25 protein-coding genes are annotated in these 26,987 nt (G+C 71.8%); 10 read left to right on the top strand and 15 right to left on the bottom strand.

Annotated elements, in window-relative coordinates; genetic code table 11:
• Positions 1-121 precede the first annotated feature (121 nt).
• The 8 genes from hisF to hisD are packed head-to-tail and all read right to left on the bottom strand — an operon-like array spanning position 122 to position 5,868.
• The gene (gene hisF, locus ABD236_RS30280; protein WP_344079179.1) at positions 122-877 is read right to left on the bottom strand and encodes an imidazole glycerol phosphate synthase subunit HisF; all 756 of its coding nucleotides are present in this window, start codon (positions 875-877) and stop codon (positions 122-124) included.
• Entirely contained in the window at positions 874-1,293 is a 420-nt protein-coding gene (locus tag ABD236_RS30275) for a RidA family protein (protein ID WP_344079177.1), read from the bottom strand. Before ABD236_RS30275 ends, hisF begins: the two co-directional genes overlap by 4 nt.
• Positions 1,290-2,021, bottom strand: a complete 732-nt coding sequence (priA, locus tag ABD236_RS30270) for a bifunctional 1-(5-phosphoribosyl)-5-((5-phosphoribosylamino)methylideneamino)imidazole-4-carboxamide isomerase/phosphoribosylanthranilate isomerase PriA (RefSeq protein WP_344079175.1) — start codon at positions 2,019-2,021, stop codon at positions 1,290-1,292. Before priA ends, ABD236_RS30275 begins: the two co-directional genes overlap by 4 nt.
• Positions 2,021-2,671: an imidazole glycerol phosphate synthase subunit HisH gene (gene hisH / locus ABD236_RS30265; protein WP_344079173.1), complete on the bottom strand. Its 651-nt coding sequence runs from the start codon at positions 2,669-2,671 to the stop codon at positions 2,021-2,023. Before hisH ends, priA begins: the two co-directional genes overlap by 1 nt.
• Positions 2,668-2,832 carry a hypothetical protein gene (locus ABD236_RS30260; protein ID WP_199831698.1) on the bottom strand — a complete coding sequence of 55 codons (165 nt, stop codon included), beginning with the start codon at positions 2,830-2,832 and terminating at the stop codon, positions 2,668-2,670. The genes hisH and ABD236_RS30260 overlap by 4 nt, the downstream gene beginning before the upstream one ends.
• On the bottom strand, positions 2,829-3,422 hold the full coding sequence (gene hisB / locus ABD236_RS30255; RefSeq protein WP_067158063.1) for an imidazoleglycerol-phosphate dehydratase HisB: 594 nt from the start codon (positions 3,420-3,422) through the stop codon (positions 2,829-2,831). The genes ABD236_RS30260 and hisB overlap by 4 nt, the downstream gene beginning before the upstream one ends.
• Positions 3,419-4,540 (bottom strand): histidinol-phosphate transaminase, encoded by a 1,122-nt coding sequence (locus tag ABD236_RS30250; RefSeq protein ID WP_425543992.1) that lies wholly within the window; start codon positions 4,538-4,540, stop codon positions 3,419-3,421. Before ABD236_RS30250 ends, hisB begins: the two co-directional genes overlap by 4 nt.
• A complete protein-coding gene (gene hisD, locus ABD236_RS30245) occupies positions 4,537-5,868 on the bottom strand; it encodes a histidinol dehydrogenase (RefSeq protein WP_344079168.1) in 1,332 nt (443 codons plus the stop codon). The genes ABD236_RS30250 and hisD overlap by 4 nt, the downstream gene beginning before the upstream one ends.
• A gap of 229 nt (positions 5,869-6,097) precedes the next feature.
• Between hisD and ABD236_RS30240 the strand changes: the two genes are divergently transcribed.
• The 4 genes from ABD236_RS30240 to ybaK all read left to right on the top strand — a co-directional run bounded on the left by ABD236_RS30240 (position 6,098) and on the right by ybaK (position 10,171).
• On the top strand, positions 6,098-7,639 hold the full coding sequence (locus ABD236_RS30240; RefSeq protein WP_344079292.1) for an oxidoreductase: 1,542 nt from the start codon (positions 6,098-6,100) through the stop codon (positions 7,637-7,639).
• A gap of 96 nt (positions 7,640-7,735) precedes the next feature.
• Positions 7,736-8,896 carry a hypothetical protein gene (locus ABD236_RS30235; protein WP_344079165.1) on the top strand — a complete coding sequence of 387 codons (1,161 nt, stop codon included), beginning with the start codon at positions 7,736-7,738 and terminating at the stop codon, positions 8,894-8,896.
• Positions 8,897-8,901: 5 nt separating this feature from the next.
• On the top strand, positions 8,902-9,666 hold the full coding sequence (locus ABD236_RS30230; protein WP_344079163.1) for an LON peptidase substrate-binding domain-containing protein: 765 nt from the start codon (positions 8,902-8,904) through the stop codon (positions 9,664-9,666).
• Positions 9,667-9,682: 16 nt separating this feature from the next.
• Positions 9,683-10,171, top strand: a complete 489-nt coding sequence (gene ybaK, locus ABD236_RS30225) for a Cys-tRNA(Pro) deacylase (protein WP_344079161.1) — start codon at positions 9,683-9,685, stop codon at positions 10,169-10,171.
• A 442-nt stretch (positions 10,172-10,613) separates the two neighbouring features.
• Here the strand turns inward: ybaK and ABD236_RS30220 are convergent, their stop codons facing one another.
• The 4 genes from ABD236_RS30220 to ABD236_RS30205 all read right to left on the bottom strand — a co-directional run bounded on the left by ABD236_RS30220 (position 10,614) and on the right by ABD236_RS30205 (position 14,488).
• Entirely contained in the window at positions 10,614-11,252 is a 639-nt protein-coding gene (locus ABD236_RS30220; protein ID WP_344079159.1) for a DUF2567 domain-containing protein, read from the bottom strand.
• Between the two features lie 34 nt (positions 11,253-11,286).
• Positions 11,287-12,108, bottom strand: coding sequence for an ABC transporter permease (locus tag ABD236_RS30215; protein ID WP_425543993.1), 822 nt, complete (start codon positions 12,106-12,108; stop codon positions 11,287-11,289).
• A gap of 11 nt (positions 12,109-12,119) precedes the next feature.
• Positions 12,120-13,127, bottom strand: a complete 1,008-nt coding sequence (locus tag ABD236_RS30210; protein WP_344079157.1) for an ABC transporter ATP-binding protein — start codon at positions 13,125-13,127, stop codon at positions 12,120-12,122.
• A 95-nt stretch (positions 13,128-13,222) separates the two neighbouring features.
• Positions 13,223-14,488, bottom strand: a complete 1,266-nt coding sequence (locus ABD236_RS30205) for an NYN domain-containing protein (protein ID WP_344079155.1) — start codon at positions 14,486-14,488, stop codon at positions 13,223-13,225.
• A 283-nt stretch (positions 14,489-14,771) separates the two neighbouring features.
• On the opposite strand from ABD236_RS30205, the gene ABD236_RS30200 reads away from it, so the two are divergent.
• Positions 14,772-14,945: a hypothetical protein gene (locus tag ABD236_RS30200; RefSeq protein ID WP_344079153.1), complete on the top strand. Its 174-nt coding sequence runs from the start codon at positions 14,772-14,774 to the stop codon at positions 14,943-14,945.
• Between the two features lie 102 nt (positions 14,946-15,047).
• Here the strand turns inward: ABD236_RS30200 and dnaE are convergent, their stop codons facing one another.
• A complete protein-coding gene (gene dnaE, locus ABD236_RS30195; RefSeq protein ID WP_344079151.1) occupies positions 15,048-18,587 on the bottom strand; it encodes a DNA polymerase III subunit alpha in 3,540 nt (1,179 codons plus the stop codon).
• A gap of 168 nt (positions 18,588-18,755) precedes the next feature.
• Here dnaE and ABD236_RS30190 point away from each other — a divergent pair, with 168 nt between their 5' ends.
• The 4 genes from ABD236_RS30190 to ABD236_RS30175 all read left to right on the top strand — a co-directional run bounded on the left by ABD236_RS30190 (position 18,756) and on the right by ABD236_RS30175 (position 23,536).
• Positions 18,756-20,108: a DUF2252 domain-containing protein gene (locus ABD236_RS30190; protein ID WP_344079149.1), complete on the top strand. Its 1,353-nt coding sequence runs from the start codon at positions 18,756-18,758 to the stop codon at positions 20,106-20,108.
• Between the two features lie 55 nt (positions 20,109-20,163).
• Positions 20,164-20,853 carry a hypothetical protein gene (locus ABD236_RS30185; protein WP_344079147.1) on the top strand — a complete coding sequence of 230 codons (690 nt, stop codon included), beginning with the start codon at positions 20,164-20,166 and terminating at the stop codon, positions 20,851-20,853.
• 86 nt (positions 20,854-20,939) lie between these two features.
• Positions 20,940-21,752 (top strand): DsbA family protein, encoded by an 813-nt coding sequence (locus ABD236_RS30180; RefSeq protein WP_344079145.1) that lies wholly within the window; start codon positions 20,940-20,942, stop codon positions 21,750-21,752.
• Positions 21,753-21,886: 134 nt separating this feature from the next.
• On the top strand, positions 21,887-23,536 hold the full coding sequence (locus ABD236_RS30175) for an alkaline phosphatase D family protein (RefSeq protein WP_344079142.1): 1,650 nt from the start codon (positions 21,887-21,889) through the stop codon (positions 23,534-23,536).
• 10 nt (positions 23,537-23,546) lie between these two features.
• On the opposite strand, the gene ABD236_RS30170 is transcribed toward ABD236_RS30175, so the two are convergent.
• Positions 23,547-24,116, bottom strand: a complete 570-nt coding sequence (locus tag ABD236_RS30170; RefSeq protein ID WP_344079140.1) for a dienelactone hydrolase family protein — start codon at positions 24,114-24,116, stop codon at positions 23,547-23,549.
• Positions 24,117-24,146: 30 nt separating this feature from the next.
• On the opposite strand from ABD236_RS30170, the gene ABD236_RS30165 reads away from it, so the two are divergent.
• Positions 24,147-25,208, top strand: a complete 1,062-nt coding sequence (locus tag ABD236_RS30165; RefSeq protein ID WP_344079137.1) for a mechanosensitive ion channel family protein — start codon at positions 24,147-24,149, stop codon at positions 25,206-25,208.
• A 69-nt stretch (positions 25,209-25,277) separates the two neighbouring features.
• Here ABD236_RS30165 and ABD236_RS30160 read toward each other — a convergent pair whose 3' ends face one another.
• Positions 25,278-26,864: a Na+/H+ antiporter gene (locus ABD236_RS30160; RefSeq protein ID WP_344079135.1), complete on the bottom strand. Its 1,587-nt coding sequence runs from the start codon at positions 26,862-26,864 to the stop codon at positions 25,278-25,280.
• Between the last annotated feature and the right edge of the window lie 123 nt (positions 26,865-26,987).

The following is a 26,987-nucleotide window of genomic DNA, read 5'->3' as shown; positions in this document are numbered from 1 at the left end:
GTCGCGCAGTTCCCCGCGCCCCTAGGTGGTTAGGGGCGCGGGGAACTGCGCGAGCAACCCAGCACGGTCCGCAGCCGAACGAGGGTTTTCAGGGGCGCAGCCCCGCCCAGGGACGGGGGGCCTAACGGACCGGATGGCCCGCCTCGCGCAGCGCCGTCTTCACCTCTGCGATCCGCAGATCCCCGAAGTGGAACACCGACGCCGCCAGCACCGCGTCCGCCCCCGCCGCCACCGCGGGCGGGAAGTCGGCCAGACGGCCCGCGCCGCCCGACGCGATCACCGGGACCGAGACGTGGGCCCGGACCGCCGAGATCATCGGCACGTCGTACCCGTCCTTCGTCCCGTCCGCGTCCATCGAGTTCAGCAGGATCTCCCCCGCCCCCAGCTCCGCCGCCCGGTGCGCCCACTCCACCGCGTCGATGCCGGTGCCCCGGCGCCCGCCGTGGGTGGTCACCTCGAAGGAGCCGGACGGGGTGCGGCGCGCGTCGACCGACAGGACCAGGACCTGGCGGCCGAAGCGCTCCGCGATCTCGCGGATGAGGTCGGGGCGCTCGATCGCCGCCGTGTTGACGCCCACCTTGTCCGCCCCGGCCCGCAGCAGCTTGTCGACGTCCTCGGCCGAGCGGACCCCGCCGCCGACGGTCAGCGGGATGAAGACCTGCTCGGCGGTGCGCCGCACCACGTCGTAGGTGGTCTCCCGGTTGCCCGAGGACGCCGTGATGTCCAGGAACGTCAGCTCGTCCGCGCCCTCGGCGTCGTACAGCTTGGCCATCTCGACCGGGTCGCCCGCGTCGCGCAGGTTCTGGAAGTTGACGCCCTTCACCACCCGCCCGTTGTCGACGTCCAGGCAGGGGATGACTCGGACCGCGAGGGTCATGAGGGTGCTCCTTCGGGGGCGCCGTCCTGGGCGCCGCGATACGCGTCTACTTCCACCTCGACCAGCACGCGCGGGTCCACGAAACCGGTCACGATCACCAGCGTGGCCGCCGGCCGGACCGCGTCGAAGAGCTCCTTGTGGGCCCTGGACACCTCGTCGATGTCGCGCGCGTGGGTGAGGTACATCCGGGTGCGGATCACCGACTCGGCCCCGAGTCCGAACTCCGCGAGCGCGTCGAGGGCGTTGGCGAAGGCCACCTTGGCCTGCTCGTACGGGGCGCCCTCGCCGTACAGCACCGTGCCCTTGAACGGCGTGGTGCCCGAGACGTGCACATGGTCGCCCACCGCGACAGCGCGCGCGAAGCCGATCGTGTCCTCCCAGGGACTGCCACTCTGCACACGCCGTACGTCGCTCATCGGGACACAGCCTCCAGGGCCTCTTCGAGGGTGAACGCCTTCGCGTACAGGGCCTTGCCCACGATGGCGCCCTCCACACCCTGCCCCACGAGCTCCGCGATCGCGCGCAGGTCGTCGAGGGAGGAGACGCCGCCGGAGGCCACCACCGGCTTGTCGGTGGCGGCGCAGACGTTGCGCAGCAGCTCCAGGTTGGGGCCGGTGAGCGTGCCGTCCTTGGCGATGTCGGTCACCACGTACCGCGCGCAGCCCTCGGAGTCCAGGCGCGCCAGCGTCTCGTAGAGGTCGCCGCCGTCGCGGGTCCAGCCACGGCCGCGCAGGGTCGTGCCCCGTACGTCCAGACCGACCGCGATCCTGTCGCCGTACTCGGCGATGACCTTGGCGACCCACTCGGGGGTCTCCAGGGCCGCGGTGCCCAGGTTGACGCGGCGGCAGCCGGTGGCGAGCGCGGCCTCGAGGGACGCGTCGTCGCGGATGCCGCCGGACAGCTCGACCTTGATGTCCATCGCGCCCGCGACCTCGGCGATCAGCGCGCGGTTGTCGCCGGTGCCGAAGGCGGCGTCCAGGTCCACCAGGTGCAGCCACTCGGCGCCGGAGGCCTGCCAGGCGAGCGCCGCCTGGAGCGGGGAGCCGTAGGAGGTCTCCGAGCCGGACTCGCCGTGCACCAGGCGGACGGCCTGGCCGTCCCGGACATCGACGGCGGGCAGGAGTTCGAGCTTCTTGGTGGACATCAGAGCGTGCCAATCCAGTTGGTGAGCAGCTGGGCGCCGGCGTCGCCGGACTTCTCGGGGTGGAACTGGGTGGCCCACAGCGCGCCGTTCTCCACCGCGGCCACGAACGGCTCGCCGTGGGTGGCCCAGGTGACCCGGGGCGCGCGGATCCTGGGGTTGGTGACCTCCAGGCTCCAGTCGTGCACCGCGTACGAGTGCACGAAGTAGAACCGGGCGTCGGCGTCCAGGCCCGCGAAGAGGTCGCTGTCCTCGGAGGCCTTGACCGTGTTCCAGCCCATGTGCGGGACGATCGGCGCCCTCAGCGGCTCGACCGTGCCGGGCCACTCGTCCAGGCCCTCGGTCTCCACGCCGTGCTCGATGCCCTTGGCGAAGAGGATCTGCATCCCGACGCAGATGCCCATCACGGGGCGCCCGCCGGACAGGCGCCGGCCCACCAGCCAGTCGCCGCGCGCCTCGCGCAGCCCCCGCATACAGGCCGAGAAGGCGCCGACGCCGGGGACCAGCAGCCCGTCGGCGTTCATCGCCTTGTCGTAGTCACGGGTGATCTCGACGTCCGCGCCGACGTGGGCGAGGGCGCGCTCGGCGGAGCGCACGTTGCCGAAGCCGTAGTCGAAGACCACGACCTTCTTACGGGGAGTGGCCGTGCTCAATTCCACACCTCCAGACGGAGGATGCCCGCGGCCAGGCACAGCGCCGAGCTGATCGCCAGCAGCGTGACCAGGCTCTTGGACATGTCCTGCTTGATGAAGGAGTAGACGCCGCCCGCGAGGAAGAGGCCGAGGACGATCAGGATGGAGTTGAGGCCGTTCACAGCGCGCCCTTGGTCGAAGGAAGGATGCCCGCGGCACGCGGGTCGTGCTCGGATGCGTAGCGCAGCGCCCGTGCCAGCGCCTTGAACTGGCACTCCACGATGTGGTGCGCGTTGCGCCCGTACGGGACGTGGACGTGCAGGGCGATCTGCGCCTGCGCCACGAAGGACTCCAGGATGTGCCGGGTCATCGTGGTGTCGTACTCGCCGATCATCGGCGCCATGTTCTCGGGCTCGGTGTGCACGAGGTACGGGCGGCCCGAGAGGTCGACGGTGACCTGGGCGAGGGACTCGTCCAGCGGCACGGTGCAGTTGCCGAAGCGGTAGATGCCGACCTTGTCGCCGAGCGCCTGCTTGAAGGCGGCGCCGAGCGCGAGGGCGGTGTCCTCGATGGTGTGGTGCGAGTCGATGTGCAGGTCGCCGTCGGTCTTGACCGTGAGGTCGAAGAGGCCGTGGCGGCCGAGCTGGTCGAGCATGTGGTCGTAGAAGCCGACCCCCGTCGACACGTCGACCTTTCCGGTCCCGTCGAGGTCGATCTCGACGAGGACGGACGTCTCCTTGGTGGTGCGTTCGACACGGCCGACGCGGCTCATGCGCTCTGCTCCTTCTTGAGTTGACGGACCGCGTCCAGGAACGCGTCGTTCTCGGTCGGGGTGCCGGCGGTGACGCGCAGCCACCCGGGCACCCCGTTGTCGCGGACCAGGACCCCGTGGTCGAGGATCCGCCGCCAGGCGGTGTGGGAGTCCTCGAAGCGGCCGAACTGGACGAAGTTGGCGTCCGAGTCGGTGACCTCGTACCCGGCCGTCCGCAGCTCGCCGACCAGCCGGTCCCGCTCCGCCTTGAGCTGCTCGACATAGCCCAGCAGCGTGTCGGTGTGCTCCAGGGCCGCGAGCGCGGTCGCCTGGGTGACGGCGGAGAGGTGGTAGGGCAGCCGGACGAGCTGGACCGCGTCGACGACCGCCGGGTGGGCGGCGAGGTAGCCCAGGCGCAGCCCGGCCGCGCCGAACGCCTTGGACATGGTCCGCGAGACGACCAGGTGCGGGCGGTTCTCGATCAGCGGCAGCAGCGAGGCGCGGTGGCTGAACTCGACGTACGCCTCGTCGACGACCACCAGGGACGGCCTGGCGGCCTGGGCGGCCTCGTAGAGCGCCAGAACCGTCTCGGCCTCGACGGCCGTGCCGGTGGGGTTGTTGGGCGAGGTGATGAAGACGACGTCCGGGCGGTGCTCGGCGATCGCCTTCTCGGCGGCCGCCACGTCGATGGTGAAGTCCTCGTTGCGCGGCCCGGAGATCCAGCCGGTGCCGGTGCCGCGCGCGATGAGGCCGTGCATCGAGTACGAGGGCTCGAAGCCGATGGCGGTGCGGCCGGGGCCGCCGAAGGTCTGGAGCAGCTGCTGGATGACCTCGTTGGAGCCGTTGGCCGCCCAGACGTTCTCGGTGGCGACCGGGTGGCCGCCGGTCCGGGTGAGGTAGCGGGCGAGCTCGGTGCGCAGCTCGACCGCGTCCCGGTCGGGGTAGCGGTTGAGCCCGCGCGCCGCCTCGGCGACCCGCTCCGCGATCCGCTCGACCAGCGGCTCGGGCAGCGGGTACGGGTTCTCGTTGGTGTTGAGCTGGACGGGCACGTCCAGCTGGGGCGCGCCGTACGGGGACTTGCCGCGCAGTTCGTCGCGTACGGGCAGGTCGTCCAGGGTCAGGGGCTTGCTGTCGGTCACTGTCCGGGCACCTTCCATCCGAACCTCGCCTTGAGCGCGGCCCCGTGCGCGGGCAGGTCCTCGGCCTCGGCGAGGGTGACCACGTGGTGGGCGACTTCGGCCAGGGCGTCCCGGCTGTAGTCGACGATGTGGATGCCCTTGAGGAAGGACTGGACCGACAGGCCCGAGGAGTGGCAGGCGCAGCCGCCGGTGGGCAGCACGTGGTTGGAGCCGGCGCAGTAGTCGCCGAGCGAGACCGGCGCCCAGGGGCCGACGAAGATCGCGCCCGCGTTGCGGACCCGGCCCGCGACGGCGGCGGCGTCGGCGGTCTGGATCTCCAGGTGCTCGGCGCCGTACGCGTCGACCACCTTCAGACCCTCCTCCAGGCCGTCGACCAGCACGATCGCGGACTGCTTGCCGGCCAGGGCGGGCTTGATCCGGTCCTCGACGTGCTTGGTGGCCGCGACCTGCGGCTCCAGCTCGCGCTCGACCGCGTCGGCGAGCGCGGCGCAGTCGGTGACCAGGACGGCGGCCGCCATCGGGTCGTGCTCGGCCTGGCTGATCAGGTCGGCGGCGACGTGCGCGGGGTCCGCGGTCTCGTCCGCCAGCACGGCGATCTCGGTCGGGCCGGCCTCGGTGTCGATGCCGATGCGGCCGGCGAAGTAGCGCTTGGCGGCGGCCACCCAGATGTTGCCCGGGCCGGTCACCATGTTCGCGGGCGCACACCCGTCGGGCCCGGAGGTGCCGTACGCGAACATCGCCACGGCCTGGGCGCCGCCCACCGCGTACACCTCGTCGACGCCGAGCAGCGCGCACGCGGCGAGGATCGTCGGGTGCGGCAGTCCGCCGAACTCCTTCTGGGGCGGGGAGGCCAGCGCGATGGACCCGACGCCCGCCTCCTGGGCCGGGACCACGTTCATGACCACCGACGACGGGTACACCGAGCGGCCGCCCGGCGCGTACAGGCCCACGCGCTCGACCGGCACCCACTTCTCGGTGACCGTGCCGCCGGGGACCACCTGGGTGGTGTGCTCGGTGCGGCGCTGGGCGCGGTGCACGATCCTGGCGCGCCGGATGGACTCCTCCAGAGCGGCCCTGACCTGCGGGTCGAGCGTCTTCAGGGCCTCGCTGAGCGCCTCGGCGGGGACCCGGACGCGCTCCAGGGTGACGCCGTCGAACCTCTGCGCGTACTCGATCAGCGCCGCCGTGCCGCGATGATGCACGTCCTCGCAGATGGGCCGCACCTTCTCCAGGGCGGCTTCCACGTCGAACTCGGCACGGGGCAGCAGGTCGCGCAGGGCGCCCCCCTCGGGGAGGGCGTTGCCGCGCAGATCGATTCGAGAGATCACGGAACCAATTCTCTCAGACCACATCGCGCCACCGGTCGCCCGTATCACTGGCTGATACGTATCCCGCCCGTCCCGCATCCGGGCCGTGACCACTAGCGTTCACTCCGTCACACACGCATGTACGTGCGCACACGACCGCGCGGAGCGAGCAGGGAACAGGGGGACGGCCGTGGCCGAGGCGCCGGATGTCGCTGTGGCGCCGGACTGGTTCAGTCCGGTGGAGCTGGGGATGTGGGAGGCCTTCCGCAACGGCAGCACCTACGACCTGCGCACCCGCAACCGGGTGCGGGACGACCCGTTCTCCGGGCGGGTGTGGGGGCCGGAGCGCTATGTGAAGGCACGGGCGGTGGCGCTGCTGCTGCTCAGCGGGCCGCCGGCGCTGCCGGGGCGGGTCACGGCGCTGAAGCTGAACGGGGTGCAGATCACCGGGACGCTCAATCTGTCGGGCGGCACGGTCACGCCGTACGTGGAGCTGAACAACTGCCGCTTCGAGGGCGAGGTGCTGATGCCGGAGTGCCGGGTCACCACCGTGCGGATGGTGAACTGCGCGATTCCCCGGATCGAGGCGGCCCGTCTCCAGACGGAGGGCGATCTGCATCTGCCGCGCTGCCGGATCGCCCGGGGCATCCGGCTCACCGACGCCCACATCGGCACCGATCTGCTGCTCAACGAGGCCGTGATCCGCGCCGACCGCAAGGGCCGCTCGATCGCCGCCGACGGCCTCTCGGTCGCCCAGGACCTCCAGGCCGAGCTGATCGAGTCGTACGGCGAGGTCAGCCTGCGCGCGGCGAACGTCGGGGTGACGCTGAGCCTGCGCGGCAGCCGGCTGGTGAACCCGGAGGGGCGCCGGGCCCTGAACGCGCCGCAGCTGACCGTGGAGCGCACCCTCTACATGACGGCGGCGGCGGTCTCCCCCGGCGCCACCGAGACGACCACACCGCCGTACGGGACGACCTACACGGGCACCCCGGCCCGGGGCACCCGGGTCCAGCCGTTCGTCTGCGAGGGCGGGCTGCGCCTGGACGACGGCCGGTTCGGGGACGCCGTCGACTTCCAGAGCGCGCGCTTCGTGATGCGGGACTACCAGGAGGTGTCGCTGCGCCGGGTGCAGACGCCGGAGCTGCGCTTCCTCGGGGAGCGGCCGGAGCGGGGCCGGGTGGTGCTCTCGGGGGCCCGGGTGGTGAACCTGGTCGACATGTCGACGAGCTGGCCGGGGCCCGGCGGGCTGGCGATGGGCGGCTTCACCTACGACAACCTGATCCCGCGCGGCCTCTTCCCGCTGACCAGACGGCTGGAGTGGGTGGCGGCGGCGACTCCGGAGTACGCGCCGGAGCCGTACGAGCGGCTCGCCGGGGTGCTGCGCGCCAGCGGCGAGGACGCGGACGCGCGCGAGGTGCTGCTCGCCAAGCAGCGCCGCCGCCGCGAGACCCTGCCGCTGGCGGGCAAGGCCTGGGGGGTGCTCCAGGACGTCACCGTGGCCTACGGCTACCGGCCGGGCCGGGCGGCGCTGTGGATGGCGGTGCTGTGGGCGATGGGCGCGCTGGCGTTCTCGCACTACGACCCGCAGCCGATCAAACCGGACGAGCACCCGGACTGGAACGCCTCGCTCTACGCCCTGGACCTGCTCGTCCCGGTGATCAATCTGGGCCAGGACGGCTACTGGAAGCTGCACGGCAGCTGGCAGTGGGTCTCGGCGGTGCTGATCGTGCTCGGCTGGATCCTGGCGACGACCGTGGCGGCGGGTGCCTCACGGCTGCTGCGGCGTGGCTGAAATTTGCCGGTCCTTGACCCGCACCCGTACAACCGTCACGGCCGCCACACACTCTTCACCGCACACCTCTGGCGGAGCTCCCACCTGCGGTTTTCAATGGTTCACACCATGTCATTCGTACGCGCCCTGCTCCGCGCCGTCCGCACGGTCAGGCATACCCCGCACCTCTCCGCCGACCTCCCGGCCGACGAGGATCTGCTGCTCGACGCACCCGACGGGCGCCTCGGCCCCGCGCTCGTGTCCGCCGCCCGGGGCGAGTACGCGGGGGCGGCCGAACTCCTGGCCGCCACCCGGGAGTCGGCCGAGTGGGAGAACCGCGACCGCTACACGATGCGGCTGGCGGCCTTCGCGTTCAGCCGCCCGGACTGGCTCGCCGACTGGCTGGCCGCCGCGCCCCGGGACCCGGACGCGCTGCTGGTCAAGGCGGAGCTGGCGATCGTACGGGCGTGGGGCTCGCCCGCCCGCGCGGAGCTGCTGCGGGAGACCGCGCCGCTGATCGACGCGGCGGCCTCGGCGGAGCCCGCGGACCCGGTGCCGTGGCGCATCGCGCTGGACCACGCGCGCGGCACCCACGCCCCGCACACCGTCTTCGAGGCGCTGTGGGCGGAGGCGGTCGGCCGCTCCTCGCACCACTACGGCTGCCATGTGGCGGCGCTGCAATACCTCTCCGCCCAGTGGTACGGCTCGCACCGGGAGTGCTTCGGCTTCGCCGAGGAGGCCGCGGCGGACGCGCTGCCCGGCTCGCTCGTCCAGGCGCTGCCGGTCCGGGCCGCGTTCGCCTGCCTGGCGGCCGGCACCGGTGGGGCGCCGACCGGCCGGCAGAGCCCGCGGGAGCTGTTCGGCGACCGGATCGACGCGGCGGCCGACCTCGCCATCGCGCTCTCGGCCGCGTACGAGCCGGGCGACCCGTGGCCCGCCGAGGTGCGCAATCTGCTGGCGTACGTCCTGGTCGTACGGGAGCGGTGGGAGGAGGCCCTGGAGCAGTTCCGCCGGATCGGCCCCTACGCCACCGCGTTCCCCTGGGCCCGCCTCGACGACGACCCGCTGGGCCGGTTCACCGAGCTGCGCGACGAGGCGCGACGGCAGGCGGCGGCCCGGGCGCCGGGGCGGGAACGCGGCCCGGTGGGCATCCCGGCCGCGCCCCTGGGGGCGCTGGGGCGGCCGCCCGCGCCCGCGCCCGGCCGACCCGTCGGACCGCCGGGCGCGGGCGCCCTCGGGAAGCCCGGACGCAGCAGGTCCGGCGACCATTACGCTTGAGCGTTGTGACCACCGCTCGCCTCCCCCTCTTTCCGCTCAACTCGGTCCTGTTCCCCGGCCTCGTCCTGCCGCTGAACGTGTTCGAGGAGCGCTATCGCGCCATGATGCGCGATCTGCTGAAGTCCGGCCCGGACTCCGGCGCCGGCTCGGACGACGACGAGCCGCGCCGGTTCGCCGTGGTCGCGATCCGCGACGGCCGGGAGGTCGCGCCGACCGGTCCCGGGATGCCCGACCAGACCACGGTCCCGGAGAAGGGCCCGGCGGCCGGCTTCGGATCCGACCCGATCCAGGCCTTCCACCAGGTCGGCTGCATCGCGGACGCGGCGACGATCCGGGAGCGCGCGGACGGCAGCTTCGAGGTCCTGGCGACCGGGACGACCCGGGTGAAGCTCCTCTCGGTGGACGCGAGCGGCCCGTATCTGACGGCCGAGCTGGAGGAGCTGCCGGAGGAGCCGGGCGAGGAGGCCGGGGCGCTGGCGGAGGGCGTGCTGCGGGCGTTCCGGGCGTACCAGAAGCGGCTCGCGGGGGCCCGGGAGCGGTCGGTGACCGGCTCGGCCGAGCTGCCCGACGAGCCCTCGGTGGTGTCCTATCTGGTGGCGGCGGCCGCCGTGCTCGACGTTCCGGCCAAGCAGCGGCTGCTCCAGGCGCCGGACACGGCGACGCGGCTGCGGGAGGAGCTGAAGCTGCTGCGCGCGGAGACGGCGGTGATCCGCCACCTCCCGTCGCTGCCGGCGGTGGACCTGACCCGGTCCCCCACGAGCCCCAACTGATGTGAGGAACGGTCCGTTGGCGAAGAAGAAGGCGCCCGGGGGCACCCCGGCGACGGTGGCCCTGACGGCTGCGGGCGCGTCGTTCACGGTGCACGCGTACGAGCACGACCCGTCCTCCGCGTCGTACGGGGAGGAGGCGGCCCAGGCCCTCGGCGTCTCCCCCGACCGGGTCTTCAAGACGCTGGTGGCGGACGTGGACGGCGAACTCACCGTGGCGGTGGTGCCCGTGGCCGGCTCCCTCGACCTGAAGGCGCTGGCGGCGGCGGTCGGGGGCAAGCGGGCGGCGATGGCGGATCCGGTGGTGGCGGAGCGCACGACGGGGTACGTGCGGGGCGGGATCTCGCCGCTGGGGCAGCGGCGCCGCCTTCGCACGGTCGTGGACGCGTCGGCGTCCGGGCACGCCACGATCTGTGTCTCGGCGGGGCGGCGGGGGCTGGAGGTCGAGCTGTCACCGGGGGATCTGGTGGCGCTCACGGGAGCGGTGCTGGCGCCGGTGGGCCGCTAGTCGGTTTGTGTCCGGTAACCCCCCTGGACACATCGCCGTCGGGCGAGCAGGTTGCCCCCATGTCGAAGCGAACCCGCAAGCGGAAGTGGCGTATCCGTAAGGGCCGAGCGAACCACGGGCGGCGCCCGGCGTAGTTTTTCCCCACCCCGCCCCTTCCCGAAAGCCCTCCGGCGGGCGGCCTGTCTTTTCGTCTGCGGACCGGTGGGGGCTGGTCGCGCAGTTCCCCGCGCCCCTTAGGTGGGCTCCCGCAGCCGGAGAGGCGAGCTCAGCCACAGGCTTTTGGGGGCGCGGGGAACTGCGCGAGAAGCGGCCACGGCCCGCAGACGAACGAGGGTTTCAGGGGCGCGGGGAACTGCGCGACCAGCCACCGACGGCCCGCAGACAAACGCGCAGCGTAGTGCGGGCCGCAGGCCATGCAGAAGGAGGTCGGGGCCAGCCCCGATTACAGCTCGGCCGCAGGCCATACCTCCGGGTCGCGCGGCGCGAAGAGCGCCGTGAGCGCCAGGTGCGTACCCATCGCCGCGAGAGGCCACGCCAACAACGCCCCCTTCGCGTTCAGCCGCAGCGGCGCGTCGAAGACGACCCCTTTGCCCGCCGCCCGCGCCGCCGCGACCACGTCGTCCGTCGGCCCCAGCCACTCCCCCAGCGTCACCGCCAGCCAGGACCCGAGCAGCGCGCCCGCCGCGAGCCCCACCACCAGCGGGATGCCGCCGCGCTTGCGCAGCAGGAAGACCACGGCCGCGCACACCACCCCGAACGCGAGCGCTAGCAGGATGAACGTTCCGTCCGCCCCGATCGCCTCCTCGCCCTCGGTGTCCTTCAGGAAGACGGCCTTGTCGTCCGAGACGAGCGGCACCCGGGGCGCCAGCCACACCCACAGCAGCCCGAGCAGCACACCCGTCACCGCCACCGCGAACGCCGCGACCACGGCCTCCCGCAGCTCCGTCCTCATCGCGGTCCCCTCCTCGCTCGCCAGGGCGTAGGGGCCCTCGGCACCCGGCCCGGAACGGGGCTGTGCGGAGTCCTGCCAGGCGTCGTCGTCCGGTGGAGGCTGGTGAGGCGGCGTCAGAGGTGCGGTCACCCCGCCATCGTGCCAGGCGCTCCCGCGCGGCGCCTCACCGGGCGACCGCAGCCCGCCGGTACGCCCATGTCGCCACGAGCAGCGACACCACGCCGACGGCCGCGCAGACCGCGAGGTCCAGGCCGATGACGGCCCAGTCGGGGTGCCCGCCGAAGCTGTGCGCGAAGGCCTCCACCCCGTACGTGGAAGGCAGCAGATCACGGGCGTACGCGATCGGTCCGGGCAGCCGGTCGGCCGGCAGGACGCCGAGCAGCAGCGCCGCCGACATGCCCAACTGGCCGAGCAGGGTCGCCAGTTCCTGGCGCGGGGCCAGCAGCCCGAGGGCCGCGCCGAGCCCGGCGAGCGCGGCGCCCGCCAGCGGGACGACCGCCGCGAGCACCCACAGGTGCGCCAGCGGGAGCCCGAACAGGACGCAGCCGGTGACGGCCGTGACGAGGGTCCCCGGCACGGTGAAGGAGGCGTACGCGGCGGCCGCGCCCAGCACCACGGACGCGGGCGGCACCGGCAGCGTCGCGTAGTGGTCGAGCCCGCCGCCCGCCCGCAGCTGCCCGAAGTACTGGGCGAGCAGGTTGAGCGCGACGAAGGCGACCACCAGGACGCTCGACCCGGCGACCACGGCCCGCGCCTCGCTCCCGCCGTCCACCACCCCCCGCATCAGGACCATGATCCCGATCGACTGGAAGGTCGCCACGAACAGCAGCGGGATCCGGGCCACCTTGGCCCGGGAGAGCTGGGCCCGGTAGACGGCCGTCAGCGCGGGCAGCAGCCGCGCCCGGGGCGCCAGCGGCGCGGCGGCCCCGGCCGGGACCGCCGGGGCGGCGACCGCCTCCGGGGGCGCCTCCACGGAAACCTCCAGGGGAATCGCGCTCACGCCTTCACCAGACCTTCCATACGGCCGCCGAGGGCGAGATAGACGTCTTCCAGGCTCGGCGTGGCCAGGGTGAAGTCGTCGAGGGCGGCGAACGCGGGCCCGCCGGTGACCGCCGCGACGGCGGCCCGCGCGGCGTCCGGGGCGAGCCGCAGCACCCAGCGCCGCCCGGACTCCTGCGCGTCCGCGCGCAGCGCCGCGACCTCGGGCAGCTCGATCGGCGCCCGCTCGCGCCACACCAGCTCGACCCGCACCTCGGAGGCGACCCGTTCCTTCAGGCCCGCCGGGGTGTCGCAGGCGATGACCTTGCCGCGGTCGAGGACGGCGACCCGGTCGAGCACGGTCTCGGCTTCGATGACGTTGTGGGTGACCAGCAGCACGGTCGCGCCGCGCTCGGCCCGGCGGCGGTCCACGGCGGCCCAGACGGCCCGCCGGGCCACCGGGTCCATCCCGGTGGTCGGCTCGTCGAGGACCAGCACGGGCCGGTCGCCGACGAGCGTGGCGGCGAAGCAGGCGAGCCGCCGCTGTCCGCCGGAGAGCTTCTTGAGCGGCCGCCCGGCGAGCGCGGTCAGCCCGAGCTCCTCCAGTACGGCGTCGCGCTCGGCCCGGGCCTCGCGGGCGCTGAGCCCGCGCAGCCGGCCGGTGGTCTCGGCGGCGAGCGCCACGGTCAGCTCGTCCAGGGCGGTGGACTCCTGCCCGAGGTAGCCGATCAGCCGGGCGGCCCGCTCGGGGTGGCGCACCAGGTCGTGGCCGAGCACGTCGACGCTGCCGGAGTCCGGCCGCATCAGCCCGGTGAGCTGGCGCACCAGGGTCGACTTGCCCGCACCGTTGGGCCCGAGCAGGCCGAAGATCTCGCCCCGGCCCACGTCGAGGTCGATCCCGTCGGTGGCCCTGATCTCGGGCGTACCGGCGGAGCCGCGCCGTCCGCGCGCGGCGGGGTACGTCTTGGTGAGGCCCCGCACCGCGCATACGGTGCCGGCCCGCGCCGCTGCTGTGCCGGTACTCACGGACAACGAGCCTACGGGGTCCGCCGCGCCACTCCTCCCCCGGACCCCCGGTTGGTTCAGCGAGCCGAAAGGTATCCGGCCCGGACGCGGGTGCCTCAGTCCCCCACCGGGGTGCGCTCGGCCGCCGCCCGGACGTCGATCTCCCGCCAGAACCCGGCCCGGATGGCGTACCGGTCGTGCTCGTCGATCTGGTCGTCCTTGTGGGCGAGCAGCCCGAACCGCGCCGCGTACCGCAGCAGTTCCCCGTCGATGCGGTGCGGGATGCGGGGGTACATCGTGGACAGCTTCTGTACGTGCGCGGTCTCCGGCAGCCGCTCCATCCAGCGGCGCGCGAAGACCTGCCCCACCTCGTACGGGTCGCCGCCGACCGTGGTGATGTCCTCCTCGCGGTCGGCCCAGCGCTGCTCGGCGCTGGTCAGCTGGGCGAGGGTGGGCAGGGACGCGGTCTCCGGGGACTCGCCGAGCGTGGAGCCGGGGCGCTCGACCCAGCCTTTGTCGGAGGACCAGCGCAGGGTCGCGTGGGCGGCGTGCGGCGCGGCGGGGGCCTGGGCGCCGGGCCCGCGCAGGCCCGCCAGGTCCTTGGGCGTGGGCACGCCCTTGACGGCGGTGCCGGGCGCGGGGGTGACCGTCGTGCCGTTGCCGACGGCCGCGGGCGGCTGCGCCGTCCCGTTGCGTACGGCGGCGGCCTGGGCCTCCGCGGCCCGCTCGGCGGAGGCGGCGAGCGCCGACTCGGGCAGCGGGGCGGAGAGGATGGCGGCGATCTCCGGGCGGGGGGCGGCGGCCGGGGCGTACATGGTGCTGAGCTCCTTGACCCGGACCGCCTGGGTGATCCAGGCCCGGTCCAGCACCCGCCGCTCGTCGGCCTCGGCGACCAGGTCCTCGGACTGGTTGTAGTCGCCGTCGGCGGCCTGGACGGCCCACAGGTGCACGGCGACCCCGTGCTCCTTGGCCGACATCAGCCCGGGCAGCAGATCGCCGTCCCCGGTCACCAGGACCACATCCGAGCAGGCGCGATTTCTGGCCAACTCGGTGAGCTCGGCGTGCATCGCCGCGTCGACGCCCTTCTGGGCCCACCGCCCGTCGCTGCGGGTCAGTGCGCCCAGCCGGACCGTCACCCGGGACATCACCCGCAACCTGCGGTGTTCCGGCTGGGGCACCCGGTCCGGGGCGCCGTCGAACCAGTAGATCCGCAGCAGCGGCTGCTCGGTGTCGGCCTCCGCCCGCTCACGCAGCGCCTGGATCAGGGCGGCGTGGTCGACGGTGATCCGTGAACGGGCAGGCTCTCCGGCCAGAAGGCTCGCGGCCGCGCCCAACAAGTAACCCGCATCCACAAGGACGACGCAGCGGTCCACGCGTTCCACCCTCTTTCAGAACCTTGAAAATCAAAAGATCAGAGGCAAAGGAGATCAGGGAGATAAGAGTGCAGGAGATCGGGAGATCAGGGAACGTACTTCGGGTTTCCTTCGAGTCTGCCCGACCCTGCGAGGGTTAACGGCCGGAACTCGATCATCGGCGTGGCGAACCCGTACATCTCTCATCCGTTACGGAGGACTACGCACGGTAATCGTCTGGAATGCGTTCTTTGTCGGGATGTGTGAATCTGACAGCGGCCCTGGCCCCTAGTCCCCACAAGGAGGCATCACCATGGCCAAGAACAAGTCGAGCCGTAAGCCGCAGCAGGCCGCCTCGCAGGCCGAGCGCAGCCAGCAGGAGTCCGTGCAGTCGGCGATGGAGGCCCAGTCGCGCCCCCAGTCGCAGGCGCAGGGCTCTCCGGCGGATGTTGCCCGTAAGCACCAGCGTCGCTTCGGCCACAACTGATAATTCCCCACACATCAGGCACACGAATACGGAAGGGGCGCGCCCTATTGGACGCGCCCCTTCCACATGGAATTAAGAGCCTGGCTTTGAACCCCCGGGTGCTCAGCCCGCCAGACAGGACGGGCCGAGCAGTACCTTCAGATCACCGAAGAGGGCGGGGTCCGGCTGGACCCGGTGCCGGTCGAGCCGGAGCACCGTGGTCTTGCGCGGGCCCTGGAGTTTGATGCGCACCTCGGTGTTGCCCTTGTGGTGGCCGAGAATCTCGCCCAGCCGGCTGATCATCGGCGGGGTCACCTTCACCGTCGGGATGGTCAGCACCACCGGCGCGTTGGTCCCCGCCGAGGACAGGTCCGGGACCATCAGCTCCATCGCGACCAGCCGCGGGATGTCCTCGCGCTTGTCGAGCCGGCCCTTGACGAAGACCACCGCGTCCTCGACGAGCTGGGTGGACACCAGCTGGTAGGTCGCCGGGAAGAACATGCACTCGATGGAGCCGGCCAGGTCCTCGACGGTGGCGATCGCCCAGGCGTTGCCCTGCTTGGTCATCTTGCGCTGGAGGCCCGAGATGATGCCGCCGATCGTCACGACCGCGCCGTCCGCGTGCTCACCGCCGGTGAGCTGCTGGATCGAGGCGTCGCTCTTGTCGGAGAGCACGTGCTCCAGACCGAAGAGCGGGTGGTCCGACACATACAGACCGAGCATCTCCCGCTCCTGGGCGAGCAGATACGCCTTCTCCCACTCGACGTCGGAGAACTCCACGTCCAAGCCGAAGCCGGGCTCGCTGGTGTCGTCGTCGCCCATCCCGCCGAAGAGGTCGAACTGGCCCTCGGCCTCCTTGCGCTTGACCTGCACCACGTTGTCGATCATCGGCTCGAACTGCGCGGTGAGGCCCTTGCGGGTGTGCTTCATCTCGTCGAACGCGCCGGCCTTGATCAGCGACTCGACGGTCCGCTTGTTGCAGACGACCGCCTCGACCTTGTCGAGGAAGTCGGGGAAGGAGGTGTACTTCCCCTTCGCCTTGCGGGACTTGATGATCGAGTCCACCACGTTCTGGCCGACGTTGCGCACGGCGGTCAGCCCGAACAGGATCACGTCGTCGCCCTGCGCCGAGAAGTTGGACTCGGACTCGTTGACGTTGGGCGGCAGCACCTTGATGCCCATGCGGCGGCACTCGTTGAGGTAGACCGCCGACTTGTCCTTGTCGTCCTTGACCGAGGTCAGCAGGGCCGCCATGTACTCGGCGGGGTAGTTCGCCTTGAGGTAGGCGGTCCAGTACGACACCAGGCCGTACGCGGCGGAGTGCGCCTTGTTGAAGGCGTAGCCGGCGAACGGGACCAGCACGTCCCACAGCTTCTGGATGGCCTCGTCGCTGTAGCCGTTCTTGCGGGCGCCGGCCTGGAAGATGGTGAAGTTCTTCGCCAGCTCGTCGGGCTTCTTCTTGCCCATGACGCGGCGCAGGATGTCGGCCTCGCCCAGCGAGTACCCGGCGATGATCTGGGCGGCCTTCTGGACCTGCTCCTGGTAGACGATCAGGCCGTAGGTGACGGCGAGGACCTCTTCCAGCGGAGCCTCCAGCTCCGGGTGGATCGGGGTGATCTCCTGCTGCTTGTTCTTGCGCAGCGCGTAGTTCGTGTGCGAGTTCATGCCCATCGGGCCCGGGCGGTAGAGCGCGGACACGGCGGAGATGTCTTCGAAGTTGTCGGGCTTCATCAGCCGCAGCAGGGACCGCATGGGCCCGCCGTCGAACTGGAAGACGCCGAGGGTCTCGCCGCGCTGGAGCAGCTCGAAGGTCTTCGGGTCGTCGAGCGGCAGGGCCAGCAGGTCGAGCTCGATGCCCTTGTTGGACTTCACCATCTTGACGGCGTCGTCCATGATCGTGAGGTTGCGCAGGCCGAGGAAGTCCATCTTCAGCAGGCCGAGCGACTCGCACTGCGGGTAGTCCCACTGCGTGATGGTCACACCGTCCGTGTGCCGCACCCAGATCGGGGCGTGGTCGACGATGGGCTCACTGGACATGATCACGCCGGCCGCGTGCACACCCATCTGCCGGACCAGGCCCTCGACGCCCTTGGCGGTGTCGATGACCTTCTTGACGTCCGGTTCGTTCTCGTACATCGCACGGATCTCGCCCGCCTCGCTGTAGCGCGGGTGCGAGGGGTCGGTGATGCCGTTGAGATCGATGCCCTTGCCGAGGACGTCGGCGGGCATCGCCTTGGTGAGGCGGTCGCCCATCGCGTACGGGTAGCCCAGCACGCGCGCGGAGTCCTTGATCGCGTTCTTGGCCTTGATCTTGCCGTAGGTGCCGATCATGGCGACCTTGTCGGCGCCGTACTTCTCCGTCACATAGCGGATCACCTCGACGCGCCGGCGCTCGTCGAAGTCGATGTCGACATCGGGCATCGAGACGCGCTCGGGGTTGAGGAACCGCTCGAAGATCAGACCGTGCGGGATCGGGTCGAGGTCGGTGATGCCCATCGCGTACGCCACGATCGAGCCGGCCGCGGAGCCGCGGCCCGGGCCCACCGCGATGCCCTGCTTCTTGGCCCACATGATGAAGTCGGCGACCACCAGGAAGTAGCCCGGGAAGCCCATCGAGATGATGGTGTCCATCTCGTACTCCGCCTGCTTCATGCGGTCCTCCGGGATGCCTCCCGGGAAGCGGCGGTGCATGCCCCGCATGGTCTCCTCGCGGAACCAGGTGACCTCGGTGTAGCCCTCGGGGATGTCGAACTTCGGCATGAGGTTCTTCGCCTCGAACATGCCGCTGACGTCAACCTGCTCGGCCACCAGGGCGGTGTTGGCGCAGCCCTGCTGCCAGGCCTCCGAGGAGTCGATCGCGTACATCTCGTCGGTCGACTTCAGGTAGTAGCCGGTGCCGTCGAACTTGAAGCGGTCGGGGTCCGAGAGGTTCTTGCCGGTCTGGATGCACAGCAGCGCGTCGTGCGCGGCGGCCTCGTGCGCGTACGTGTAGTGCGAGTCGTTGGTGACCAGCGGCGGGATGCCGAGCTCCTTGCCGATCTTCAGGAGGTCGTCGCGGACCCGGCGCTCGATGTCGATGCCGTGGTCCATCAGCTCCAGGAAGTACCGGTCCTTGCCGAAGATGTCCTGGTAGTCGGAGGCGGCCTGGCGGGCCTCCTCGTACTGCCCGAGGCGCAGCCGGGTCTGGAGCTCTCCGGAGGGGCAGCCGGTGGAGGCGATCAGGCCCTCCGACCACTGGGAGATGGTCTCCTTGTCCATCCGGGGCCACTTCTGGAGCCAGCCCTCCGCGTACGCGTCGGAGGAGAGGCGGAAGAGGTTGTGCAGGCCCGTGGCGTTGGCCGCCCAGATCGTCTTATGGGTATAACCACCCGAACCGGACACGTCGTCGCGCTTCTGGTGCGGCTGGCCCCACTGGATCTTGCGCTTGTTGCGGCGGGACTCGGGCGCCACGTACGCCTCGATGCCGATGATCGGCGTGACCCCGGCCTTCTTCGCCGAGTGGAAGAAGTCGTACGCCCCGTGCAGGTTGCCGTGGTCGGACATCGCGATGTGCGTCATGCCCATCTCGTTGCACGCGTCGAACATGTCCTTGAGCCGCGCGGCACCGTCCAGCAGCGAGTACTGGGTGTGTACGTGAAGGTGCGTGAACGGCGGCTTCGACACGGTGGGGGCCTCCATGGCGGGGAGAGGGGGACAGCCCCGAAGTCTACGTCGCCCCGCTGACAGCGGCCGGGCACTCCGGGGTACGGTCACGCGTTGGAAGGGGCGGAATCATCCGTCCCATTTGTTGCGCGTCACCACTCGCGCGTACGCACCAGGAGGCACCCGGCGATGTCGGTCCCGCAGTACACCGCCGAGGAGCGCGGCGAGCAGATCCTCTCCGTCTTCGGCACCGCCTTCGGCGAGCTCCTGGCCGCCGACCCGGCCGCGTTCCGGGTCAAGTTCCGCAAGATGGCGGCCTCCGCGTTCGCCTTCTACCGGGGCACGGCCTGCCTGTTCTACGCCGACCTGGACCGGGAGAACGCCCGGCGCGAGGACGGGAACATACACAGCGGCCCCTACCTGGACGAGCGGACCGGCCGGGTCTGGATCCACGGCGATCTGCACGCCGAGAACTTCGGCACGTACATGGACGCCAACGGCCGGCTGATCTTCAACGTGAACGACTTCGACGAGGCGTACGTGGGCCCCTTCACCTGGGACCTCAAGCGCTTCGCCGCCTCGCTGGCCCTGATCGGCCACGCCAAGGCGCTCAGCGACGAGCAGATCACCGAGCTGGTGCGGACCTACGCCGGCGCCTACCGCGAGCGGATCCACGCGCTGGCCGCGGGCGCCAAGGAGGACGAGGTGCCCTCCTTCACGCTGGACACCGCCGAGGGGCCGCTGCTCGGCGCGCTGCGCTCGGCACGCGCGCGTACGCGCTTCTCGCTGCTCGACTCGATGACCGAGATCCGCGAGTACGAGCGGCGCTTCACCGAGGGCGACGGCTCGATCGAGCTGGACGCGGCCACCCGCTACAAGGTCCTGGCCGCCTTCGACGGCTATCTGGAGACACTGCCGGACTCCAGCCTGCTGCGCCCCGACTCCTACCGGGTCAAGGACGTCGTCGGGCGGCGCGGGATCGGGATCGGCTCGGCCGGTCTGCCCTCGTACAACATCCTCCTGGAGGGCCACAGCGACGCCCTGGAGAACGACGTCGTGATCTACATGAAGCAGGCGCAGACCCCGGCGGTCTCCCGCCATGTCACCGACCCGGCGGTGCGCGGCTACTTCCAGCACGAGGGCCACCGCACGGTGATCTCGCAGCGCGCCCTCCAGGCCGCCGCCGACCCGTGGCTGGGCTGGACCGAGCTGGACGGGGCGGGCCAGCTGGTCGCCGAGGTCTCGCCGTACGCGGTGGACCTGGACTGGTCGGACATCGACGACCCGGAGCAGATCGCGGCGGTCGTCGCGGACCTGGGCCGCGCCACCGCGGCCATGCACGCGGCGGCGGACGACGAGAGCGGCCACTCCGAGCTGGTCCCCTTCTCCACCGAGCGGGCCATAGACGCGGCGATCGCCGCCGACGAGGAGGGCTTCGCGGACCTGCTCGTGGACTTCGCGCACAGCTACGGGGCACGGGCCCGGGCGGACCACCAGATCTTCGTCGACCTCTTCCGTAACGGTCGGATTCCGGGTCTCTAGTCTCACGGAATTCTCAGGCCCCCGTGTCAGCGGGCCGTGGCAGACTTCAGGACCGATGGACGTATCAGGGACCCGGCTCAGAGCGGCACGCGCGGCGCTTTTCACAGCGCTCGTCGTGGCGCTCTCCAGCGCGTCCCACGTCCTGCTCTCCCGCGTCCCGCTGCCGGTGCCGCTGATCGCCGGGGCGGCGGGAACGGTGTTCCTGATCGCATACGCGCTGGCCGGCCGCGAGCGCGGCTTCTGGTCGATCGCGGGGCTGCTCGTCCCCCTGGAGCTGGCCGCCGACACCGTCTTCTCCACCGGCCAGCACGTCTGCTACGGCCCCTCCGGCGGCCCGGTCGCCGGCGCGCTGCGGTCGGTGGGCGTGGACGTGCTGTGCGGCGGGGGCGTGGGCACCGAGCTGCCCGGCGTCGCCGGCTCCCGGGCCGGCGCGGCCGTGCTGCTCGCGGGTCCCGGACCGGCCGTGCCGTGGCTGCTGCTCGCCGCGCATGTGAGCGTCGGGCTGCTGGCCGCGGCCTGGCTGCGGCGCGGCGAGGCCGCCCTCGCGCGGCTGGTGCGCACGGTCGGGGTGCTGGCGTTCCGCCCGCTGCTGCTCGCGGCGGCCCTGGTGGGCGGCGCGGTCCGTCCCGTACGGGCGCGGCCGCGGCTGGTGGGGCGCGCGGCCCCGCCCTCGCGCGCCCGGCTGCTCGTGCACTCCGTGGGACGGCGGGGGCCGCCCCGCCCCGCCCTGCTCACCGCCGTCTGAACGACGGCCCGCCGAGCACCGCGGCCCGCTCCCCCGGGCCCCAGCACCTTCTCACCTGCCCTACCTGCCACACGGAGAAAACGATCATGAGCAAGCGCAACAGCCAGGCCAACAAGGCAGCCGCCCGCGAGCGGCTGCGACTGGAGCGCGAGCGCCAGGCCAAGAAGGACAAGGCCCGCCGCCAGGTGGTCGTGGCCGCCTCGATCGTCGGCGTCCTCGCGATAGCCGGCGGCGTCGGCTACGCGGTCATGCAGGCCAACAAGCCCGGCGCGTGGGACGCGGCCAAGGACAAGACCCTGGTCAAGCCCGCCAACACCACGGGCGAGGACGGCACCACCGTCGTCATCGGCAAGCCCACCGCCAAGAAGACCCTGGAGATGTACGAGGACCCGCGCTGCCCCGTCTGCTCGGTCTTCGAGCAGCAGGTCGGCTCGACGGTCAAGAAGGACGTCGACGCCGGCAAGTACAAGGTCCAGTTCATCGGCGCCACCTTCATCGACAACGGCAGTCCGGGCACCGGCTCCAAGAACGCGCTGAGCGCGCTCGGCGCCGCGCTCAACGTGAGCCCCGAGGCGTTCATGGAGTACAAGGCGCAGCTCTACTCGGCCAAGTGGCACCCGGCCGAGACCAGCGACAAGTTCGCCAAGGACGACTATCTGCTCCAGGTCGCCGACAGCGTCCCGGCCCTCAAGGGCAACGCCAAGTTCCAGAAGGACGTGCAGGACGGCACGTTCGACAAGTGGGCGCTCACCATGTCGAAGAAGTTCGACGACAGCGGGGTGACCGCGACGCCGACCCTGAAGATGGACGGCAAGAAGATCACCGGCGCCAACAGCGACAACGCCCCGCAGGACCCGGCCGCGTTCACCGCCGCCATCGACAAGGCCCTGAAGGGCTGACGCCGCCCGCGAGGCGCGCCACGGCCATCCGACGCTGACGCTGACGCGCGCTCAGGTGGCCGCGAGCGAACGGGCGGACAAACATCTGCCGCGAGTCTGCCCGTTCGCTCTACTCATCAGTAAGGTGTGCGGCTGTGACCAGTCGATTCACCTCAACCCCCACGCGCCGCACGGTCGTCAAGGCCGCTGCCGCCACCGCCGTCGTCGCCGCGCCCCTGGTGGCCGGCGCGACCGCCGCCGCCGCGGACTCCGCGCCGGCCCCCGCCTTCCTGCACGGCGTCGCCTCCGGCGACCCGCTGCCCGACGGCATCCTGCTGTGGACCCGGGTCACCCCCGCTCCCGACGCGGTGCCCGGCTCCGGCAAGGGCCAGGACACCGAAGTCTCCTGGGAGATAGCCGAGGACAAGGGCTTCGCTCGGGTGGTGGCCCAGGGCCGCACCACCGCGACGGCGTCCTCGGACCACACCGTCAAGGCCGATGTGCGCGGGCTGCGCCCGGCGACCGCGTACTGGTACCGGTTCGCCGCGGGCGGCGCCGTCTCCCCCGTCGGCCGTACGCTGACCGCCCCCGCGACGGACGCGGCGGCCGCCAACGTCCGCTTCGGCGTGGTCTCCTGCTCCAACTGGGAGTCGGGCTACTTCTCCGCCTACCGCCACCTCGCCGCCCGCTCCGACCTGGACGCGGTGCTGCACCTGGGCGACTACATCTACGAGTACGCCTCGGGCGCCTACCCGGAGGCGAAGTACGTCGTACGGCAGCACGAGCCGGCCCACGAGATACTGGATCTGGCCGACTACCGCACCCGGCACGGCAAGTACAAGACGGACGCCGACCTCCAGGCCCTGCACCTGGCGCACCCGGTCATCGCGATCTGGGACGACCACGAGTTCGCCAACGACGCCTGGTCGGGCGGCGCCGAGAACCACACGCCCGGCACCGAGGGCGACTGGGCGGCGCGGGTCTCGGCCGCCAAGCAGGCGTACTTCGAGTGGATGCCGGTCCGCCCGTCCATCGCGGGCACCACCTACCGGCGCATCCGCTACGGCAAGCTGGCCGATCTGCACCTGCTCGACCTGCGCTCCTTCCGCTCCCAGCAGGCGAGCGTGGGCAGCGGCAAGGTGGACGACCCCGAGCGCACCATCACCGGCCGCGCCCAGCTGGACTGGCTGAAGTCGGGGCTCTCCGCCTCGGACGCCGCCTGGCAGCTGGTCGGCACCTCCGTGATGATCTCGCCGGTCGCCTTCGGCGCGCTGCCGGCCGAACTGACCGCGCCGCTGGCGGAGTTGCTGGGCCTGCCCAAGGAGGGCATCGCCATCAACGTCGACCAGTGGGACGGCTACACGGACGACCGCCGCGAGCTCCTCGGCCACCTGGTGGACAACGGCATCAAGAACACCGTCTTCCTCACCGGCGACATCCACATGGCGTGGGCCAACGACGTCCCCGTCAAGGCGGGCACCTACCCGCTGTCGAAGTCGGCGGGCACCGAGTTCGTGGTGACGTCGGTGACCTCCGACAACCTGGACGAGATGCTCCACGTCGCCCCGCACACCGTGTCGCTGGTGGCGGCGGCCGCGATCAAGGCCGCCAACCGCCATGTGAAGTGGGTCGACATGGACTCGCACGGCTACGGCGTCCTGGACGTCGACGCCAAGCGCTCCCAGATGGACTACTACTCGGTGTCCGACAAGCGCAAGCAGGACGCCACGTCCTCGTGGACCCGTTCGTACCGGACGCTCAACGGCAGCCAGAAGGCCGAGCGGGTCTACTCGCCGGTGGTCTGACCCTCCTGCCCTAGAGCGAGTCGAGGAAGCCGAGCGCGGTGGTCCAGCTGCGCTCGGCGGCCGACTCGTCGTAGTCCGCCAGGCCGCGGTCGGTGTACAGGTGCCCGGCTCCCGGGTACCGGTACACCTCCGCGTCCGCGCCGATCCGCTCCATGCGCAGGTACCACGTGTTCAGCCAGTCATGCGTCTCGAACGGGTCCGGGTCCGCCACGTGCAGCTGTACGGGCAGCTCGTCCACCGACGCGTCCTCGGCGATGTCGGCGGTGCCGTGGAAGAGCAGCAGGCCGCGGGCCTTCTCGTCGCCGAGCGCCAGGGTCTGGGCGAGCGAGCCGCCGAGCGAGAAACCGGCGTAGACCAGGCCTCCGTCGGAGTGCGGGGCCGCGGCCAGGATCGCCCGCCTGAGCAGTTCGTCGTTGCCGATCCCGTCGCGGATCGTCATGCCCTCCTCCACCGTCTCGGCGGTACGGCCGTCGTAGAGGTCGGGCACGTGCACCACGTGTCCGGCGGCGCGCAGCCGCTCGGCCGCCTCGCGCACGGCGGGCCGCAATCCGTAAGCCGAATGGAAAAGCATGATGTTCATGAGGCCATGGTGCCAGTTACGGTCGGGGGCATGGAGAACGTACTGCGCCCGTTGATCGTCATCGGTGGCTCGGTCGTGCTCACGCTGGCCCTCGTGTGGCTGGCCGACCGACTGCTCCGCCAGACCGACGCCCGGCACAGCGAGACCCCGCTGTGGGGCCTGCTGCGCCGCTGCCGCCTTCCGTTGCAGGTCGTCGTCCTCACCTCACTGCTGAGAGGGACCTACCTCCAGATCAAGTGGGCCCCGATCCAGGAGCACGAGGCGGGCCTGGGCCAGACCCTCTCGCTCGTCCTCATCGGCGCGAGCGCCTGGCTGGTGGTCAGGATCGCGACGGCGGTCGTCGAGGCGTCCTACGCGCGCTACGCGGCCTCCGCGCACGACCCGGCGCGGGTGCGCAGGGTCCGTACGCAGGTCACGCTCATCCAGCGCGTGGTGACCGCCGTCGTGGGCGTCGTCGCGGTCGCGGCGATGCTGCTGACGTTCCCGGCGATGCGGACGGCGGGCACCTCGATCCTCGCCTCCGCGGGCATCATCGGCATCGTGGCCGGTGTGGCCGCCCAGTCGACGCTCGGCAACCTCTTCGCGGGGCTGCAGATCGCCTTCGGCGACATGGTGCGGATCGGGGACACGGTCGTGGTGGACGGCGAGTGGGGCACGGTGGAGGAGATCACCCTGACCTTCCTGGCCGTCCGCACCTGGGACGAGCGCCGACTGACCATGCCGGTCTCGTACTTCACCAGCAAGCCGTTCGAGAACTGGTCGCGCGGCGGCGTACAGATGACCGGCACGGTCTTCTTCCACCTGGACCACTCGGCACCCGTGGCCCTGATGCGCGAGAAGATGGCCGACATCCTGCGCGAGTGCCCGGCCTGGGACGGCCGCGAGAGCGACCTCGCGGTCACCGACACCACCCCGTCGACGATCGTGGTCCGCGCGACGGTCACGGCGAAGGACGCGGGCGACATCTGGACGGTCCGGGTCACGGTCCGCGAGGAGATGATCGCCTGGCTCCACGCCCACCACCCGTACGCCCTGCCCCGCATCACCATGGAACGCGAGGAACCCGAGCCACCGCCGCGGCGGAGCCGCTAGGGGCGCGGGGAACCGCGCGGCCGGCCCGCCACCGGTCCGCGGACGAGAGCGGACCGGTGGCGCAGGCGGTCACCGCAGGCTGCGCACGTCCAGCTGGCGCAGGACCCGGTCCACGATCTCCGGGTCCGCGCCGGGCTCACTGCGCGCCGAGAGCACCTCGTGCCGCGCCGCGGACATCATCTCGCGCTGGATGCGCTGGATGGTCCGCAGCCGCTGCACCCGCTGCGCGTACGCCTCCCGCCGCTCCTCGTCCACCATGTCCGGACTGATCCGCGCCCCCACGTCGTAGGCCCGCCGCAGCAGCTGCTCCATGACCTCCTCGGGCAGCTCCTCCACGTCCTCGATCTCCCGCAGCCGCCGCTTGGCGGCCTTCGCCGCGCGGATCGCGAGCTCCCGCTCCAGCGCCCGCTCGGCGTCGGTGTCGGCCTGGACGCCGAGCCGGCGCACCAGGGACGGCAGGGTCAGCCCCTGGAGCACCAGCGTCACCATGATCACGCAGAAGGCGACGAAGACGATCTCGTCGCGCGCCGGGAACGGCGAGCCGTCGTCGGTCTTGAACGGGATCGCGAGGGCGAGCGCGACCGAGGCGACCCCGCGCATCCCCGCCCACCACATGACGATCGTCTCCCGCCAGGTGGTGGGGATCTCCTCGTCGTAGTCCCGGCGCGTGTGCAGCCGTTTGGCGAGCCAGGTCGCGGGCAGCAGCCACAGCAGCCGTACGCCGACGACGACCCCGACCACCACCGCGCCCCAGCCCGCCATCTCGCCGACGCGCCCGGTCGCGGTGCCGAACACGTTGTGCAGTTCGAGCCCGATGAGCCCGAACGCGATCCCCGTCACCAGGGTGTCGACGATCTGCCAGAACGTGGCCCCGGCGAGCCGCCCCTGGACGTCGTCGGCGTCCACCGCGTGCTCGGCCAGGAACAGCGCGAGGGTGAGCACGGCGAGCACCCCGGAGCCGCCGAACTCCTCCGCCAGCACATAGCCGACGAACGGCACGAGGAGGGTGAGACCGATCTGGAGCGTGGAGTCGTCGAGCAGGCCCATCAGCTTGTTGGCCGTCCAGCCCAGTACGAGACCGACGGCGACGGCCACCACGGCCGAGAGCACCAGCTCGCCCGCCGCGTCCGGCCAGGAGAAGTCACCGCTGACCGCCGCGGCGATCGCCACGTGGTAGAGCACGATCGCGGTGACGTCGTTGAACAGCCCCTCGCCCTCCAGGATCGACACCAGCCGCCGGGGCAGCCCGAGCGAGCCCGCGACGGCGGTGGCGGCGACCGGGTCGGGCGGCGCCACGAGCGCGCCGAGCGCGACGGCGGCGGCGATCGGCAGGCCCGGCACGATGGCGTGGGCGACGGCCGCCACGGCCGCCGTGGTGACGAACACCAGGGCCACCGCGAGCAGCAGGATCGGCCGGACGTTGGCGGCGAACTGCCGCCAGGAGGTGCGCTGCACGGAGGCGTAGAGCAGCGGCGGCAGCACCAGCGGAAGGATGAAGTCCGGCGGTACGGCGACGTTCGGGACGAACGGCAGGAGCGCGAGGACCCCGCCGAGGAGCGTCATCAGCACCGGCGCGGGCAGTCCCAGCCGGTCGCCGACCGGGACGGTGACCACGGCCCCGAGCAGGAGCACGAACAGCAGGGCCAGCTGATCCACAAAAGCCCTCCGGGCGGCGAGGCGATCAAGAACCCCAGCGTGCCACGTGGGTGTGGGCCCGGCCTTCGTCTGCGGCTGTGTGGTGGGTCGCTCGCGCAGTTCCCCGCGCCCCTGGGTATTTAG

The sequence above is a fragment of the Streptomyces crystallinus genome, from assembly GCF_039521265.1.
In the GTDB taxonomy this organism is placed as follows: Bacteria; Actinomycetota; Actinomycetes; order Streptomycetales; family Streptomycetaceae; genus Streptomyces; species Streptomyces crystallinus.
This window is presented reverse-complemented; position numbering and strand designations above follow the sequence as displayed.

Coding starts and splice junctions, on each gene's coding strand:
- hisF (WP_344079179.1), bottom strand. CDS start 877: ATGACCCTCGCGGTCCGAGTCATCCCCTGCCTGGACGTCGACAACGGG.
- ABD236_RS30275 (WP_344079177.1), bottom strand. CDS start 1,293: ATGAGCGACGTACGGCGTGTGCAGAGTGGCAGTCCCTGGGAGGACACG.
- priA (WP_344079175.1), bottom strand. CDS start 2,021: ATGTCCACCAAGAAGCTCGAACTCCTGCCCGCCGTCGATGTCCGGGAC.
- hisB (WP_067158063.1), bottom strand. CDS start 3,422: ATGAGCCGCGTCGGCCGTGTCGAACGCACCACCAAGGAGACGTCCGTC.
- ABD236_RS30240 (WP_344079292.1), top strand. CDS start 6,098: ATGTGGGAGGCCTTCCGCAACGGCAGCACCTACGACCTGCGCACCCGC.
- ABD236_RS30235 (WP_344079165.1), top strand. CDS start 7,736: ATGGTTCACACCATGTCATTCGTACGCGCCCTGCTCCGCGCCGTCCGC.
- ABD236_RS30200 (WP_344079153.1), top strand. CDS start 14,772: ATGGCCAAGAACAAGTCGAGCCGTAAGCCGCAGCAGGCCGCCTCGCAG.
- ABD236_RS30190 (WP_344079149.1), top strand. CDS start 18,756: ATGTCGGTCCCGCAGTACACCGCCGAGGAGCGCGGCGAGCAGATCCTC.
- ABD236_RS30185 (WP_344079147.1), top strand. CDS start 20,164: ATGGACGTATCAGGGACCCGGCTCAGAGCGGCACGCGCGGCGCTTTTC.
- ABD236_RS30180 (WP_344079145.1), top strand. CDS start 20,940: ATGAGCAAGCGCAACAGCCAGGCCAACAAGGCAGCCGCCCGCGAGCGG.
- ABD236_RS30170 (WP_344079140.1), bottom strand. CDS start 24,116: ATGAACATCATGCTTTTCCATTCGGCTTACGGATTGCGGCCCGCCGTG.
- ABD236_RS30165 (WP_344079137.1), top strand. CDS start 24,147: ATGGAGAACGTACTGCGCCCGTTGATCGTCATCGGTGGCTCGGTCGTG.